Genomic DNA, 16,275 nt, shown 5'->3' on the forward strand with positions numbered 1-16,275 from the left:
GAACGATGAAAAGCGTAGTGATCCAACAGCCCAACCAGCTGGTGATTGAAGAGCGTCCACTCCCGCAACCGGGGGCAGGGGAAGTGCGCGTCAGCATTAAACTTGCCGGGATCTGCGGCTCCGACAGCCATATCTACCGCGGGCATAACCCCTTCGCGAAATATCCGCGCGTTATCGGGCACGAATTTTTTGGTGTGATTGACGCCACGGGCGAGGGCGTTGACCCCGGACGCCTGGGGCAGCGGGTTTCCGTTGATCCGGTGATCAGCTGCGGGCACTGCTATCCGTGCTCGGTGGGTAAACCGAACGTGTGTACCTCCCTGGTCGTGCTCGGCGTGCATCGCGACGGCGGTTTTGCGGAATACGCCGTGGTACCGGCGAAAAATGCGTGGCCCATCCCGGACGCCATTCCCGATAAACACGCCGTGATGGTCGAGCCCTTTACCATTGCTGCCAACGTCACCGGGCAGGCAAAACCGACGGAACAGGATATCGCCCTGGTGTACGGCGCGGGCCCGATGGGGCTGGTTACCGTGCAGGCGCTGAAAGGTGTCTACAACGTCAGGCAGGTGATTGTCGTCGACCGCATTGATGAACGGCTGGCGATGGCGCAACGCAGCGGCGCGGACTGGGTCCTGAACAACGGTAATCTTGATTTGCATAAGGCGCTGGAAGAAAAAGGCATCAAACCGACGTTAATCATTGATGCCGCCTGTCATCCGTCGATTCTGCAGGAAGCGATAACCCTGGCTTCCCCGGCGGCACGTATCGTGCTGATGGGCTTTTCCAGCGATCCGAGCCAGATTGTTCAGCAGGGGATCACCGGCAAAGAGCTGTCGATATTCTCCTCGCGCCTGAATGCCAACAAATTCCCGGTCGTGATCGACTGGCTGGAAAAGGGGCTGATCGATCCTGAAAAACTGATTACCCACACCTTTGACTACCACCACGTGACAGACGCCATCGAACTGTTTGAGAAAGACCAGCGGCAGTGCTGCAAAGTCTTGCTCACCTTCGACCAATAATAATTTACGCGGTTAAGAGCCTGCGCAGACAGGCTCTGAGTGGTACGCATCTTACCTTGCAGAGATAGCCATTATGACTCAAGCACAACCTCAAAGAACGACTTCAGATCTGGTGAAAGCTGCCGTATCCGGCTGGCTGGGTACCGCGCTGGAGTTTATGGATTTTCAGCTCTACTCGCTGGGGGCCGCGCTGGTCTTCCATGAGATCTTTTTCCCGGAACAGTCCGCGGCCATGGCGCTGATCCTGGCGATGGGGACCTACGGCGCAGGCTATATTGCGCGCATCGTCGGCGCCTTTATCTTCGGCAGAATGGGCGATCGGATTGGTCGTAAAAAGGTGCTGTTTATTACCATCACCATGATGGGGATCTGTACCACCCTGATTGGCGTATTGCCGACCTACGGCCAGATTGGCATTTTTGCGCCGGTTCTGCTGGTGACGCTGCGCATTATTCAGGGGCTGGGTGCCGGGGCAGAAATCTCCGGTGCGGGAACCATGCTGGCCGAGTATGCGCCAAAGGGCAAACGCGGGATCATCTCCTCGCTGGTGGCGATGGGGACCAACTGCGGAACCCTGAGTGCCACGGCGATCTGGGCGGTGATGTTCTTTGCTCTCGATCGTGAAGAACTGGTGGCATGGGGCTGGCGCGTGCCGTTCCTGGCCAGCGTCGTCGTGATGATCTTTGCCATCTGGCTGCGTATGAACCTGAAAGAGAGCCCGGTCTTCGAAAAAGTGAACGACGCTGAAGCTGCCGTACCGGTGGCGAAGCCGGATACCTCCCTTGGGGCGATGGTGAAAAGCAAATCCTTCTGGCTGGCCACCGGGCTGCGTTTTGGTCAGGCGGGTAACTCCGGTCTGATCCAGACGTTCCTTGCCGGGTATCTGGTACAGACGCTGCTGTTTGATAAAGCGATCCCCACCGATGCGCTGATGATAAGTTCAATCCTCGGGTTTATCTCTATCCCGCTGCTGGGCTGGCTGTCGGACAAAGTCGGTCGCCGTCTGCCGTATATCCTCCTCAACGTTTCCGCCATCATTCTGGCGTACCCGATGCTGTCGATTATCGTCGATAAAAGCTATGCGCCGGGCGTCATTATGCTCTCGATTATTGTCATTCATAACTTCGCGGTGCTGGGGCTGTTCGCGCTGGAAAACATCACCATGGCGGAGATGTTTGGCTCGCGTAATCGCTTTACCCGCATGGCCATCTCCAAAGAGGCGGGCGGTCTGGTGGCGGTGGGCTTTGGTCCGGTGCTGGCGGGGATCTTCTGCAACATGACCGGCTCCTGGTGGCCGATTGTCGCGATGCTGATTGCCTATTCCGTAATTGGTCTGGTTTCAGCCATTTTCATGCCGGAAGTGCGCGACCGTGATTTGAGCGCGGCACAAGACGCGGCTGAACCACAGGCGCTGAACGATAAGGCTGGTGAGTCACGCAAATATGGAGCGCTGCTATGAGTTTCATTAATGATAACTTTATGATTAGCAACGCCAGGGGCGTTGCGTTATATCGCGACGTCGCGAAAGAATTGCCGATAATTGACTATCACTGTCATCTGGTTGCGAAGGATATTTTCGAAAATAAACCGCTGGAGAACATTACCGAGCTTTGGCTTGCAGGCGATCACTACAAATGGCGCGCTATGCGCGCCAACGGTATAGATGAAAAATACATTACGGGCAGCGCCACCGCGGAAGAAAAATTTGCGGCGTGGGCTGAAACTGTCGACGCCAGTTATGGCAATCCGCTCTATCACTGGACGCATTTAGAACTGCATCACTATTTTTCCTGTGATGAACCGCTGGGCAGCCATAACTGGCGTGAAATAATGGAGCGCTGTAATCGTTTATTACAACAGCCAGATTTTACGCCCCGTGAACTGATTAAACGCTCAAAGGTGGAGGTCATTTGTACCACAGACGCACCGCTGGATGACCTGCGTTACCATCAGTTATTGCGCGATGACGCAACATTCAACGTCAAGGTATTACCGACATTCCGCCCGGATGACGTTTTTACGCCGGATGCGCATCAGTTCGCCGACTTTACCGATCGATTAGCGGAGCTGACGGGGCGGTCCATTCACACCTTTAGCGATTTCGCTGCTGCGCTCGGCGAGCGTATTGCCTGGTTCCACAACATGGGGTGCCGTATTTCGGATCATGGCCCTGTGGAGATCCATTATCAGGCTGCGGATGACCGTATCGTGGAATCGATATTTGTCCGTAAACGCCAGGGTGAACATCTCAACGCGCGGGATAGCGCGATTCTTGACAGTGCTATTTTTATCATGCTGGCGCGTTATTACCGGCAGCATGACTGGGCCATGCAGATACACTTCGGTGCGATACGCAATAATAATACCCGCATGTACCGTGCCCTTGGCATAAATACCGGGTTTGATTCACTGACGGATCAGGTCAATCTTGCTGCGAATATTAATCAGCTGCTGGATGCCATGGCCCTTGCAGACGCGTTGCCGAAAACCATTCTGTATAACCTCAACCCCAGCTACAACGATATTGTCGCGACGACGATCGCCAATTTTCAGAGTGCAGAACTGGGAGTGAAATCACCGATGCAATTCGGCTCCGGCTGGTGGTTTAACGACACCCGTCGCGGGATGGAAAACCAGCTCAACAGCCTGGCAGATCAGGGGTTGTTAATGAATTTTGTCGGCATGCTGACCGACTCGCGCAGCCTGGTCTCCTATACCCGTCACGATTATTTTCGCCGCATTCTATGCAATATGATCGGCGGTTGGGTGGAGCGGGGAGAAGTTCCGGATAATAACGATATTCTCACGCGGATGATTAAAAATATTTGCCACGACAACGCTAAGAATTATTTCAAATTTTAAATTCGCTTCATCAAGTGGGGATGAAATATGTCTCGTGCGGCTAAAAAAATTACCATTCCGGTTAGTATCGGCTACGGACTAACGGATATTATGGGTGGCGGTGCATTTACCGTGATCGGCGCCTGGCTGTTATTTTTCTATACGACATTCGTTGGGCTATCGCCGGTTGAGGCAGCCTCCATTGTCGCCATCGCGCGTATTGTTGATGCCATTGTCAGTCTGTTTATGGGAAGTTTCACCGATCATTTTTACAAAAATTATTTTGGTAAAAAATTTGGTCGTCGACGCTTCTTTTTGCTGATCGGCGCGCCGTTAATGCTGGTCTATGCGTTACTGTGGCTTGATGGCATGACCTACGGTTTTTATCTCGCGGTCTATCTGGCGTTTGAAATTATCGCCGCGATGGTATTGATCCCTTGGGAAACGCTGCCATCGGAAATGACAAAAGACTTTAACCAGCGCACCAAGCTTTCTACCTGTCGCATGTTCCTTTCTGCGTCCGGTACCTTCCTGGCGACGTTCATTCCGGGGCTGCTGATTGGCTATTTTGGGGAAAACAGCGCCCATGCTTATCTGATTAACGGCGTTATTTTTGCCGTCCTGTTTATGGTTTGCGTTTTTATCTCGTGGAAAGTGACCTGGGAACGCGAGTTAACCCCGGAGATGCTGGCCGAGCTTGAAACAAGCACGGCGCCCCGAACGCTGACGCAAAAGCTGGCTGCCTTTGGTCGTCTCTTTAAAGAGTATGGTTCAACGCTGAAAATCCGGGCCTTCAGAAAACACCTTGCCATCTACCTGCTGTCGTTTACCGGGAAAGATGTCTACAACACCGTATTTGTCTTCTTCTGTGTTTACTGCCTGAATGTCTCTTCGTCGCTTGCCGGCACACTGCTGTCGATGAGTATCGTCGGCCTGCCTGTCACGCTGATTGCGGGAGTGGGGATCATTAAATTCGGGCCGTCGAAGCTGTATGTGTTTGCCTACTCGCTGATGATGCTCTGCCTGGGCGGCTTTTTCGCTGTGTATCAAATTCCGGCACTTAATACCGTCGCGACGCTGGTTGTTCTGGCCGGGTTATATCAGGTCGGTCGCTGTGTGCTGGAGTTTACGCCATGGAACGTCTTCCCGTTCATCCCCGATATTGACGAGATGGTTAGCCGCCAGCGTCGCGAGGGGTTGTTCGCGGCGGTGATGACCTTCTCCCGCAAAACGACCGTGGCCATCGCCACCTTTATTGTGGGGCTGTTATTACAGAATGGCGGCTTTGTGAAGGGCAGCCAGACACAGCCGGAGGAGGCCATTCATACCATCGCAATGCTGATGTTCATCGGGACTGCGGGCTTACTCATCCTGGCGTTGTGGCAGGCATTAACGTTCCATCTGAACAAGCGTACGCACAAGATCTTCGTGGATGAACTGGACCGCCTGAAAGCTAACGGTTCTCCCCAGCTGGTGTCCGCCGAAGCACGCCGCGTGGTGGAAGATTTGACGGGGTATTCCTACGACAGGCTGTGCCGTGAGCCCGCTGGCCGTTCAGGTGCAGAACCGGCGCGTAATCCTGTATGACATTGGTATATATCTTTTTGAAAGATGTCACACAACTTAATCTTGATATCACACCAGTTAGCGCAAAGTTAATATAAATCAATGTTCCGCTGAACATAACCCGTATGGTGGTGGGCAAGGCACCAGGGGGTTACTGCCATTCTGGCTGGTGTAGTCAACATGCGCGACCGCGCGCCACCGTGCGGTCGCAGAACTCAGCTTCATTAATTAAACGAGTCTCAACCATGGAAAACCGATTATTACAGGCGAAAGCGACGCTGCCTCAGTACGATCGCGGCAGCCTTCAGGCACGCATTGTTCATTTAGGGTTTGGCGCGTTCCACCGTGCGCACCAGGCGGTGTACGCCGATATTCTGGCCGCTGAACACGGCAGCGACTGGGGTTACACAGAAGTGAACCTGATTGGTGGCGAACAGCAGATTGCCGATCTGAACGCGCAGGATAACCTCTATACCGTGGCCGAAATGTCGGCGGACGCGTGGACATCACGGGTCGTCGGCGTGGTCAAAAATGCGCTGCACGCGCAGGTTGACGGGCTGGAGGCCGTACTGGCGGCGATGTGTGAGCCGCAGGTGGCAATTGTGTCGCTCACCATCACCGAAAAAGGCTACTGCCACTCACCGGCCACGGGCAAACTGATGCTCGATCATCCATTGATTGCGGCCGACCTGCAAAACCCGCATCAGCCCAAATCTGCGCCGGGTGTGGTGGTCGAAGCGCTGGCGCGACGCAAAGCGGCGGGGCTGCCTGCCTTTAGCGTTATGTCCTGTGACAACATGCCGGAGAACGGCCACGTTATGCGCAATGTCACCTGTGCCTATGCCCGCGCGGTCGACGCGGAGCTGGCCGCGTGGATTGAGGCCAACGTCACCTTCCCGTCAACCATGGTGGATCGTATTGTGCCTGCGGTGACGCCGGAAACGCTGGATAAAATCGAACAGCTGACCGGCGTACGCGATCCGGCGGGCGTGGCCTGCGAGCCGTTCCGTCAGTGGGTGATTGAAGATAACTTTGTCGCCGGACGTCCGCAGTGGGAAAAGGCGGGGGCGGAGCTGGTGGCCGACGTTATTCCGTTTGAAGAGATGAAGCTGCGGATGCTCAACGGCAGCCATTCTTTCCTGGCGTACCTTGGCTATCTGGCGGGTTATCAGCACATTAACGACTGTATGGAAGATGAACACTACCGTCGTGCCGCCCACGCGCTGATGCTGAAAGAGCAGGCGCCGACGCTGAAAGTAAAAGGGGTTGATTTAGGCCACTATGCCGATCTGCTGATAGCGCGCTACAGCAACCCGGCCCTGCGCCACCGGACCTGGCAAATCGCGATGGACGGCAGCCAGAAACTTCCGCAGCGTATGCTCGATTCCGTGCGCTGGCACCTGGTGCATCAGAAACCTTTCCCACTGCTGGCGCTGGGTGTGGCGGGCTGGATGCGCTATGTCGGCGGGGTGGATGAACAGGGGAACGCCATCGACGTGAGCGATCCTCAACTGGCGGTGATTCAGGCCGCGGTCAACGGGAGCACGGAAGGGGAAAGTCGGGTGAAAGCCCTGCTGGGCATTGAAGCCATCTTCGGTAAGGAACTGCCGCACGACACGTGCTTTGTGGAGGCGGTCATGACGGCGTATCAGACCCTTCTGCAAAAGGGCGCGAAAGCCACGGTTGCGCAGTACGCGGCACAGCTGTAATTCAGTCATGCCGCCGTTCGCGGCGGCATGATGTCGCACCGGTTAGTGCATACCCAGGCGAATCAGTTCGATCGGTTCGAACTTACCTTCGCATCCTTCCACTTCCACCGTTTTGCTGCGACGTACCTGCGCGGCATCCAGTCCCTCGCTGTGGATCGCTTTAATTACCCCGGTATGCCCGGTGCCGTTAATCATTACGCGGCTGCCGGTGGTAATTGCATTACGGTTACGGTCGTAAGTCATCATGGTATTTTCTCCTCGCTAACACATCCGTTACGGCGCTATTTCAGGTTGTGCCGTCCACGGGGCACTATAAATACGCCTCTCTGGACATCATTTTTTTGTTTTTGATCAAACTCATACTTTTTTCTTCATTTCGGCAGGGCGATGACGGTTCACGACGGTAATTTACAAAGCGGACAGTTATTTTCTTTAATTGATAATTTCAACCAGTGAGCGTTTAAGTCTGGTTTATATTCCTGATGGCACTCTGGATGCAGTAAATAACGTTTCCTGGAAATAAGGAGTCAGGCTTATGTATAAGAAAATCTTGATGCCTGTTGATGTGTTTGAAATGAATTTAAGCGATAAAGCGGTGCGGCACGCGGCTAACCTGGCGAAGGCTGAAGGTGCATCGATAACCCTGGTCAACATTCTGCCCAACAGCAGCCGCTCGTTACTGCGCGGATTCAATGCAGATATCAGGAAGTTTGAAGAGTATATGACCGCGGAATCCAGCAAAAAGATGAAGGAGTTAACGCGTCTCTTCGATCTCTCTCCGGAGGACATTCATTGTGAGGTACGTTTCGGCAACGTGCGCGATGAAATTATCAGGATGAGCAAAGAAGGGGAATATGACGTGATTGTTATCGGTTCAAAAAACCCAACTATCACCACGCATCTGCTGGGTTCAAATGCGGAATCTATCCTGCGCTACGCCACTATTCCGGTCCTGGTTGTACGCTAATCTCTCCGCCGCGCCGAAAGGGTGCGGCGAATTTAATCTTCGCTAAACCACTCGCTGTTTTCCTGCCGAATAAGCTGCACGGATTCGCTGATCTCCTGCAGATGGACGGTCATCGCTTTTTCCACACCGTCAGGGTCGCGTTTTTCCAGCGCGCTGAAAATATCATAATGCTGTCGAAGCAACATTTCCGGTGGCGAGACGTGGTCGAGGCTCATATACCGCACACGGTCGATCGTGGCTTTAATGTTTTCAATGGTATCCCAGGCCAGCTGACAATCGGCAATTTGCGCCAGCTTCTGGTGAAACTCATCATCGAGCTGAAAGAAGTCGTTAAGCTGTTTGCGGTCGATGGCAATACGCTGCTGATGCAGGTTTTGCTCCAGCCAGTAACACTGGTTGTCATTCATCAGCGTGGCCGCACGCCGGGCCACCGCGCACTCAATGGCCTGACGGACAAAACAGCCGTTACGGACCTGAGAAAGCGATATTTTATTCACATAGCTGCCGCGCTGCGGGCGGATCTGAATCAGGCCGTTTTCAGCAAGCTTGATAAACGCCTCACGTACGGGTTGACGGGAAACGTCAAAACGCACGGATACCTCTTTTTCTGAAAGCGGGGTACCAGGCGGGATCAGGCAATGCACAATATCACGTCGTAATATGCGATAGATTTGCTGGTTAACGGGCTGGGTGGGATTGAGTTGCGATTCAGCGGCCATGAGTTGTCATTTCTCAGAGAGTTAGCCTGAACATACTACCATTCTTTTATACCCTGATACAGACCCGGCCCGCAGGCCGGGAAGGGCAGAGTCAGCCACGATGAACGTTAAGTCCGGCAAAGCTCTGGCTGACAGGCATCATCTCTACGGTGTTGATATTGACGTGGTTTGGCAGTGTCGCGACCCACCAGACCGCTTCGGTGACATCTTCCGGCGTCAGCGCGTTGGCATTTTCGTAGGTTTTATCTGCTTTCGCGTCATCGCCTTTGAAACGCACGTTGGAGAACTCGGTACCGCCCACCAGGCCCGGCTCGATATCCGTGACGCGAATGGCGGTGCCGTGCAGATCGGTACGCAGGTTCAGGCTGAACTGACGCACGAACGCTTTTGTCGCACCATAGACGTTGCCGCCCGCATACGGCCAGCTTCCGGCGGTCGAGCCGATATTGATAATGTGGCCGCGATTGCGCTCCACCATGCCTGGCAGCACGGCGCGGGTCATATACACCAGCCCTTTGTTGTTGGTGTCGATCATGTTTTCCCAGTCTTCCACGCTGGCTTTGTGCGCGGGCTCCATACCCAGCGCCAGACCGGCGTTGTTGACCAGCACGTCAATGGCACGCCACTGCGCGGGGAGGTTGGCAATCATCTCTTCAATGGCGGCGCGGTTGCGCACATCAAGCTGCGCGGTCAGGATATTGTCACCCAACTCTTCTTTCAGCTCCTGCAGACGCTCCTGACGGCGACCGGTGGCAATCACCTTGTGGCCGTTGGCGACGAAGCGACGCGTGATGCATTCACCAAAACCTGCCGTTGCCCCGGTAACTAAAATAATCATCTCACTGTTCCTCAACGCTTTTTGTGTTGTACTAACATAGCACGCCCTGAGAGGGTGCGTTAAGGCATCATTTGTATGACCGCATTGCGGTCAATGGCGGCCTGGCCTACTCTGGGAAAGTTAACCGTTATCAGGAGTAAAAGATGTCAACCCGTAACCCTTTTTTTGACATTAGCCTGCTGCCTTATCAGGCCCCGCGTTTTGATGAAATCAACGACAGCCACTATCGCCCGGCATTTGATGAGGCCATACGCCAGAAGCGGGCAGATATTGATGCCATCGTCGCGCAAACGGCAGCACCCGATTTTGATAATACGGTACTGGCGCTGGAGAAAAGCGGTGCCATGCTCGCGCGCGTCAGCAGTATTTTCTTTGCCATGACGTCGGCGCGCACCAATGCCCGCTTACAGGAATTGGAGGAACAGCTCTCAACCGAGTTGGCCGCGCTGGCCAATGATATCTGGCTCAACGACACGTTATTTTCCCGCGTGGAGAGCGTCTGGCAGGATCGTGAGGCGCTGGATGCTGAGTCCCGCCGACTGGTTGAAGTGACGCACCAGCGCTTCGTGCTGGCCGGGGCGCGACTGAACGACGCTGAAAAAGCTGAACTGAAAGACCTGAACACACAAGTCGCCTCACTGATCAGCCAGTTCAACCAGCGACTGCTGGCCGCAGATAAGGCGGGCGGGCTGGTGGTGGATTATGTTCACCAGCTTGAGGGGTTAAGCGCAGAGGAGATCGCCACGGCTGCTCAGGCCGCCGCCGATAAAGGGCTGAAGGATCGCTGGCTAATCCCCCTCCTGAACACCACCCAACAACCTGCGCTTTCACTGCTTCGCAATCGACAGACCCGTGAAAATCTGTTCAACGCAGGCTGGCTGCGTACGCAGAAAGGCGATGAAAATGATACCCGCGAGCTGATCCTTCGTCTCACGGCATTGCGTGCGCGCCAGGCGCAGCTTTTGGGCTTTGACGACTTTGCGAGCTGGAGCATCGCCGACCAGATGGCAAAAACGCCGGAGGCCGCACTGACCTTTATGCGTAGAATTGTCCCTGCGGCGCGCACCCGTGCGGTGCAGGAGCAGGCCGATATCCAGAAAGTCATTGATGATGAGCAGGGCGGCTTCACCGTGCAGGCCTGTGACTGGGCCTTTTATGCCGAGCGTGTGCGTCAGGCGAAATATGCCCTGGATGAGTCGCAAATTAAGCCGTATTTTGCGCTCAATAACGTACTGCATGATGGCGTATTCTGGACGGCCAGCCAGCTGTTTGGCATCCGCTTCGTCGAGCGCTTCGATATTCCGGTGTATCACCCGGACGTCCGCGTGTGGGAAATTTTCGACCACACCGGAGAAGGCATGGCGCTGTTCTACGGCGATTTCTTCGCCCGCGATTCGAAACAGGGCGGAGCGTGGATGGGGAATTTCGTCGAGCAATCATATGAATTTGCCTCCCGTCCGGTTATCTACAACGTGTGTAACTATCAAAAACCCAGCCACGGAGGCGCCGCGCTGCTCTCCTGGGATGATGTAATAACCCTGTTCCACGAATTTGGTCATACGCTGCACGGCCTGTTTGCCAGTCAGCGCTACGCCACGCTGTCCGGGACCAATACCCCGCGTGATTTTGTTGAGTTCCCATCGCAAATCAATGAGCACTGGGCCAGCCACCCGCAGGTATTTACCCACTATGCCCGCCATTACGAGACCGGCGAACCGATGCCGGACGCGCTGCGCGAAAGCATGCTCAACGCAACGCATTTCAACAAAGGCTATGACATGACGGAAACGCTCAGCGCCGCGCTGCTGGACATGAACTGGCACGGCATTCGTGAGGCCGTTTCGAGCGTAGAGGAATTTGAAAAAGCAGCGTTGGAAAAAGAGGGGCTGGATCTGCCCGCCGTACCGCCACGTTATCGCAGCAGCTACTTCGCGCATATCTTCGGCGGCGGCTATGCGGCAGGTTATTACGCCTACCTGTGGACGCAGATGCTGGCGGACGATGGCTATCAGTGGTTTGTCGAGCAGGGCGGTTTAACCCGCGAGAATGGGCAAAAATTCCGTGAGGCGATTCTGTCGCGCGGGAACAGCACGGATTTAGCTGAACTGTACCGAACCTGGCGCGGGCACGATCCGAAGATTGAGCCGATGCTGGAGAATCGCGGGCTGAGCGAGTAGCGTCATTTTTTTGGCTTAAACAGGACCGGGCGGAAGCCCGGTTTTTTTTGTCCAGTTTTACTCTTCAGAATACCTCTCATTTTTTCCTCATATGAATCCTTATATTCTGTAGACGTGAACACATACACAATATTCATCAGTTTCGCTAACCCCTTATTAAACATTCTTATTATTGCAAAGACGAGTAAAATAAAGAATGACGCGCGGGATTTAACGGGTTATAAACTTTACCTCTCTTACCACTTTTGTAACGTCATTGAGGTAAACCCGTGAAGCAGGTTGGCATTGTTGGTTGGCGCGGTATGGTTGGGTCAGTATTGCTGCAACGCATGCTCGAAGAAAATGATTTTAATGATATTGCAGCCAGTTTTTTTAGTACGTCTTCTGTTGGGGCACCTGGGCCTGTCATTAATGGTGTCCGTTCGGTACTTAAAGATGCGTATTCCCTGGATGCGCTGGCGGAAATGGATATCATCATTACCTGCCAGGGCGGTGAATATACAAAATCGATGTATCAATCATTAATTGATCATGGTTGGGAAGGTTACTGGATAGATGCCGCATCAGCGCTGCGAATGGACGAAAGAGCCTGTATCATCCTGGATCCTGTAAACCGTGAAAATATCGATGATTCCATCAAAAAGGGCGGTAAACTTTTTGTAGGCGGAAACTGTTCAATCACCTTAAGCCTGATGGGGCTCGCCGGTTTGATCAAGGCCGATCTCATTGAATGGATGAGCGTGATGACCTATCAGTCAGCTTCGGGGGCGGGTGCAAAGCATGTCCGCGAGTTGATCGCCCAAAGTGCATTTGTCACCCGAAATTTAACCCCCGATGAGTTGGAAAACTCAGGCTCGGTGCTTCCTCTGGTCAATAAAGTCAGCGAACTGATTAACAGCAGTGACTTGCCTGTTGACAATTTTGGCGCGCCGCTGATGGGGAGCATCATTCCCTGGATTGATAGCGACCTGGGGGATGGCAATAGCCGCGAAGAGTGGAAGGGTGAAGCAGAAACAAATAAAATCCTTGGCCTGAAAAAAGGCACCATCCCGGTTAATGGTTTGTGCATTCGTGTTGGTGTAATCAGGTGCCATAGTGCGGCCATTACAATGAAACTCAAACGCGAAGTGGATGAAGTTGAATTTGCTAAAAGGGTAAGCGACGCTCACCCCTGGGTAAAATACGTCCCTAATAATAAAGAGGCCAGCGTCAGCCAGCTTACTCCCGCACATATTAGCGGCACGCTTAAGGTTGGCGTAGGGCGTTATAAAAAAATGGCGCTAAATAATGAACCTGTTTATTCGGTATTGACCGTTGGGGATCAACTATTATGGGGGGCAGCGGAACCATTACGCCGCATGCTTAATATTTTGCTTAACAGAATATAATGGGTTTAGACCTGTTATTCATTATTAGCTGAAAACAGAACCGGGCGGACAGCCCGGTTTTTTATGCGCGTTAATGCGGAATAATTTGATCTGGGTTAAAAAAATAAACAATGTTTTGCTTAAGGAGGCTTCGCTATAAAAATTTGTGTTTTTTTGCCGATAACTGTGGATAGCACAAAAATGACGTAATAGCAGTTAAGAAGGCGAAGAATGACCATACCTCAGAAGACCCCTGGCTTTACGGATAGCGAGCATTCTAAAGGACTGATAAATAAAACGTTTACCTATATTGTTACCTTGTTGATAGGTATTTTTATCGCAGCGATAGTGTCATTGCTGATCATTAAAAACAATGTTAATAAAATCAGCGATAAACATGACGAGTTTTTGTTAAGGCAAGCATTAGACGCCCGCCAGGAAAACATGCGCAGCCATTTGAAAGACAATGCTGAGTGGGGAGATGCTTACAAACATCTTCATCAAAAAACTGACCTGAATTGGGCATGGGATAAGCAGAATCTGGGCAAGTCTCTGTATGATAACTTTGGCTACGAAGGCGTGTTTGTGCTGTCCCCGGAGGGAACCACCCGTTACAGCGTGCTTGACGGGAAACTGAAGCACGAAGAGCTGGAACGCTGGTTAGATCAATCCACCATAGACCATTTACTCAGTGAGACGGGCAGTAAAAATGGACTGCCCGTCTCCATGCTCACGCTTATCCATTCCGTCCCCGCCATAGTTTCTGCGGCATGGATAACGACGGGAGATGATACCAGCGTGCAGTCGTTGCCCGGTAAGCCATCAACCATGTTGTTTATCGACACCTTAACGGCTAAGAAACTGGTTGCGATTGGGCACGATGCAGGGATCGAAAACGTCCGCGCGGTCTCTTCTGACGCCCTTGCTGAGACAGACAGTCTGACAGCATTGACGTTACGTACCCAGAATGGCCCAGTCCACATTATCTGGGACACAGAAAACCCCGGCCAGGCATTGATCATTTATTTTTTACCCTTGCTCATTCTGTCTGTCCTTCTGACCCTCGCGCTGACGGCGATCCTGATGCGTCATATTTTGCATAAGGCAAAAATTCATGACGAAAATATCTTTCTCCTTGAGCAGGCTCGGTTAAATCTGATTACCAGTGAAAAACGCTTCAGGGATGTCAGTGAAACCACCAGTGACTGGTTCTGGGAAACGGATTTATCGTTAACGATCACCTGGCTATCAGGGCGTTTTACGACTGTCACGGGCTATGACGAGAGTCAGTGGCTGGGACGCAAGCTGGATGCGCTTTTTCCTTCGACAAACGGTTTATTAAATACATGCGTCAGGCGGCGTGAGTTATCGGGGCGCTTTGAATTTAAGAACTGCCCGTACACTAACGCTCAACGGTCGACTTCGTACTGCACACTTCTGGCAAAATTCTCTGCTCAGCCTGATGGCACGGTGGTTTTACGGGGGGCGGCATCGGATGTTTCTCTGGAAGTGGAAGCCACCAAACGTGTTGAATTCCTGTCACGCCATGACGAATTAACGGGCCTTCCCAACCGGTATCATATTAAGGAGTTCCTCACAGGACAGTTGGCTAAAGAGGATATCCACAACTCTCCCTTTGCCATGATTTGCCTTGATTTGGACAAGTTTAAACCCGTGAATGATATTTTCGGCCACTCAACGGGCGATGCCCTGCTTGGCGAGGTTGCCTTACGGCTTAAACAATGTGTTCGTCGCGGTGATTTTGTCGCACGACAGGGCGGGGACGAATTTATGCTGCTTCTCGACAACACCCGGCACCTGGACCACATAGAAGAGGTGTGTCATCGCATCGTGCAAGAGCTTAACCGCCCGTTCACCATTGATGGCAATGATGTGACCATCGGCGTCAGCATGGGCATTGCTCTGGCTCCCCAGGACAGTACCAGTGCAAACGACCTTTTACGCTATGCTGATATTGCGCTTTATCAGGCTAAACAATCCGGTCGAAACCGATGGGTCTATTATCGTCAGGATATGTCGGAAAAGCTGACCGAGCGCAGAAAGCTGGAATTAGCGCTAAAGACCGCAATTCGGGAAGACCAGCTCTATCTGGTTTATCAGCCGCGTTATAACCTCAGACATTCACGCATCGACGCCGTAGAAGCCCTGGTTCGCTGGCAGCATCCTGAACGCGGAAACATGATGCCCGATCAGTTTATTCCACTCGCTGAAGAAACGGGGCTCATCATCAACCTCAGCAACTGGGTCATTCGTAAGGCCTGTACAGAGACGCATGAAAAACTGCCGGGGCTTTCGGTTTCAGTCAATATTTCAGCCATTGAATTCCAGGCAAGCGATCTCGCCGAAAGAATAAAAGCTATTCTTGATGAAACCGGGCTTGAGCCTACCCGGCTGGAAATAGAGGTGACTGAAAATGTCACGCTCTCTAATCCAGAGAAAACGTTACAGACCATGATGGCCCTGAAAAAAATGGGGGTGCGTATTCTGATTGATGATTTCGGTACCGGCTATGCCTCTCTGAGCTATCTGCGGAAGTTCCAGTTTGACGGCTTAAAGCTCGATAAAAGCTTTATTTTTTCTTTAGGGGATTCGACACAGAACCAGTCGGTGGTCGAGAAGATCATCGATCTGGGTAAAGCCTATTCCATGGAGGTCACCGCAGAAGGTGTCGAAACCGTAGAACAATTGTCGTTCCTGAAGAAAAATAAGTGTGACGAAGTCCAGGGATATTTACTCGGCAAACCGGCGGCGATTGCAGATTTAAATCTAAAAACCAACCACGTAATTTATTAAGGGTACATGCTGCTTGCCTGGGCCTGCTGATCCGGTAGGCCGGGTAAGCGCAGCGTTACCCGGCGTGCCTATAATCAAATCGCGTAGTTTTCGCTCTGACGTCTGGCTGATAAACTCGGCTCAACGTTTGAATCGCCACGGATAATCTAGACACTTCCGAGCCGTTGATAATACTGGTTTTCATATTCTGTCGGTGACATCTGTTCGCTAGAACCATGCCGACGCTTACTGTTATAAAACATTTCGATGTAA

13 protein-coding genes are annotated in these 16,275 nt (G+C 52.6%); 9 read left to right on the plus strand and 4 right to left on the minus strand.

Features of this window, described 5'->3' with window-relative positions; translation table 11 throughout:
* The first annotated feature begins 5 nt into the window (after window positions 1-5).
* The 5 genes from PUZ33_RS23220 (at window position 6) to PUZ33_RS23240 (ending at window position 7,141) form a co-directional block, all read left to right on the plus strand.
* On the plus strand, window positions 6-1,025 hold the full coding sequence (locus tag PUZ33_RS23220) for a Zn-dependent oxidoreductase (RefSeq protein ID WP_013096790.1): 1,020 nt from the start codon (window positions 6-8) through the stop codon (window positions 1,023-1,025).
* A 73-nt stretch (window positions 1,026-1,098) separates the two neighbouring features.
* Entirely contained in the window at window positions 1,099-2,484 is a 1,386-nt protein-coding gene (locus tag PUZ33_RS23225; RefSeq protein WP_038980483.1) for an MFS transporter, read from the plus strand.
* The gene (uxaC, locus tag PUZ33_RS23230; RefSeq protein ID WP_058680420.1) at window positions 2,481-3,887 is read left to right on the plus strand and encodes a glucuronate isomerase; all 1,407 of its coding nucleotides are present in this window, start codon (window positions 2,481-2,483) and stop codon (window positions 3,885-3,887) included. The genes PUZ33_RS23225 and uxaC overlap by 4 nt, the downstream gene beginning before the upstream one ends.
* A gap of 27 nt (window positions 3,888-3,914) precedes the next feature.
* Window positions 3,915-5,453, plus strand: a complete 1,539-nt coding sequence (locus tag PUZ33_RS23235; RefSeq protein WP_013096787.1) for an MFS transporter — start codon at window positions 3,915-3,917, stop codon at window positions 5,451-5,453.
* A 224-nt stretch (window positions 5,454-5,677) separates the two neighbouring features.
* A complete protein-coding gene (locus PUZ33_RS23240; RefSeq protein ID WP_048972388.1) occupies window positions 5,678-7,141 on the plus strand; it encodes a mannitol dehydrogenase family protein in 1,464 nt (487 codons plus the stop codon).
* A gap of 42 nt (window positions 7,142-7,183) precedes the next feature.
* Here PUZ33_RS23240 and ydfZ read toward each other — a convergent pair whose 3' ends face one another.
* Window positions 7,184-7,387 carry a putative selenium delivery protein YdfZ gene (gene ydfZ, locus PUZ33_RS23245; RefSeq protein WP_013096785.1) on the minus strand — a complete coding sequence of 68 codons (204 nt, stop codon included), beginning with the start codon at window positions 7,385-7,387 and terminating at the stop codon, window positions 7,184-7,186.
* 289 nt (window positions 7,388-7,676) lie between these two features.
* On the opposite strand from ydfZ, the gene PUZ33_RS23250 reads away from it, so the two are divergent.
* Window positions 7,677-8,108: a universal stress protein gene (locus PUZ33_RS23250; RefSeq protein ID WP_038419309.1), complete on the plus strand. Its 432-nt coding sequence runs from the start codon at window positions 7,677-7,679 to the stop codon at window positions 8,106-8,108.
* A gap of 32 nt (window positions 8,109-8,140) precedes the next feature.
* On the opposite strand, the gene PUZ33_RS23255 is transcribed toward PUZ33_RS23250, so the two are convergent.
* Complete coding sequence (locus PUZ33_RS23255) at window positions 8,141-8,827, minus strand: GntR family transcriptional regulator (protein WP_013096780.1); 687 nt, start codon at window positions 8,825-8,827, stop codon at window positions 8,141-8,143.
* 91 nt (window positions 8,828-8,918) lie between these two features.
* Entirely contained in the window at window positions 8,919-9,665 is a 747-nt protein-coding gene (gene ydfG / locus PUZ33_RS23260; RefSeq protein ID WP_020688209.1) for a bifunctional NADP-dependent 3-hydroxy acid dehydrogenase/3-hydroxypropionate dehydrogenase YdfG, read from the minus strand.
* 143 nt (window positions 9,666-9,808) lie between these two features.
* On the opposite strand from ydfG, the gene dcp reads away from it, so the two are divergent.
* The 3 genes from dcp (at window position 9,809) to PUZ33_RS23275 (ending at window position 16,023) form a co-directional block, all read left to right on the plus strand.
* A complete protein-coding gene (gene dcp, locus PUZ33_RS23265) occupies window positions 9,809-11,842 on the plus strand; it encodes a peptidyl-dipeptidase Dcp (protein WP_058680419.1) in 2,034 nt (677 codons plus the stop codon).
* Window positions 11,843-12,111: 269 nt separating this feature from the next.
* Window positions 12,112-13,230: an aspartate-semialdehyde dehydrogenase gene (asd, locus tag PUZ33_RS23270; RefSeq protein WP_058680418.1), complete on the plus strand. Its 1,119-nt coding sequence runs from the start codon at window positions 12,112-12,114 to the stop codon at window positions 13,228-13,230.
* A gap of 210 nt (window positions 13,231-13,440) precedes the next feature.
* A complete protein-coding gene (locus PUZ33_RS23275) occupies window positions 13,441-16,023 on the plus strand; it encodes a bifunctional diguanylate cyclase/phosphodiesterase (RefSeq protein WP_038419313.1) in 2,583 nt (860 codons plus the stop codon).
* Between the two features lie 146 nt (window positions 16,024-16,169).
* On the opposite strand, the gene PUZ33_RS23280 is transcribed toward PUZ33_RS23275, so the two are convergent.
* Window positions 16,170-16,275 (minus strand): IS3 family transposase (locus PUZ33_RS23280; RefSeq protein WP_129949912.1); only part of this gene is annotated, 106 nt, incomplete at its 5' end.

Origin of the sequence: Enterobacter cloacae complex sp. 2022EL-00981 (genome assembly GCF_028737495.1) — a bacterium.
Lineage (GTDB): Bacteria > Pseudomonadota > Gammaproteobacteria > Enterobacterales > Enterobacteriaceae > Enterobacter > Enterobacter cloacae.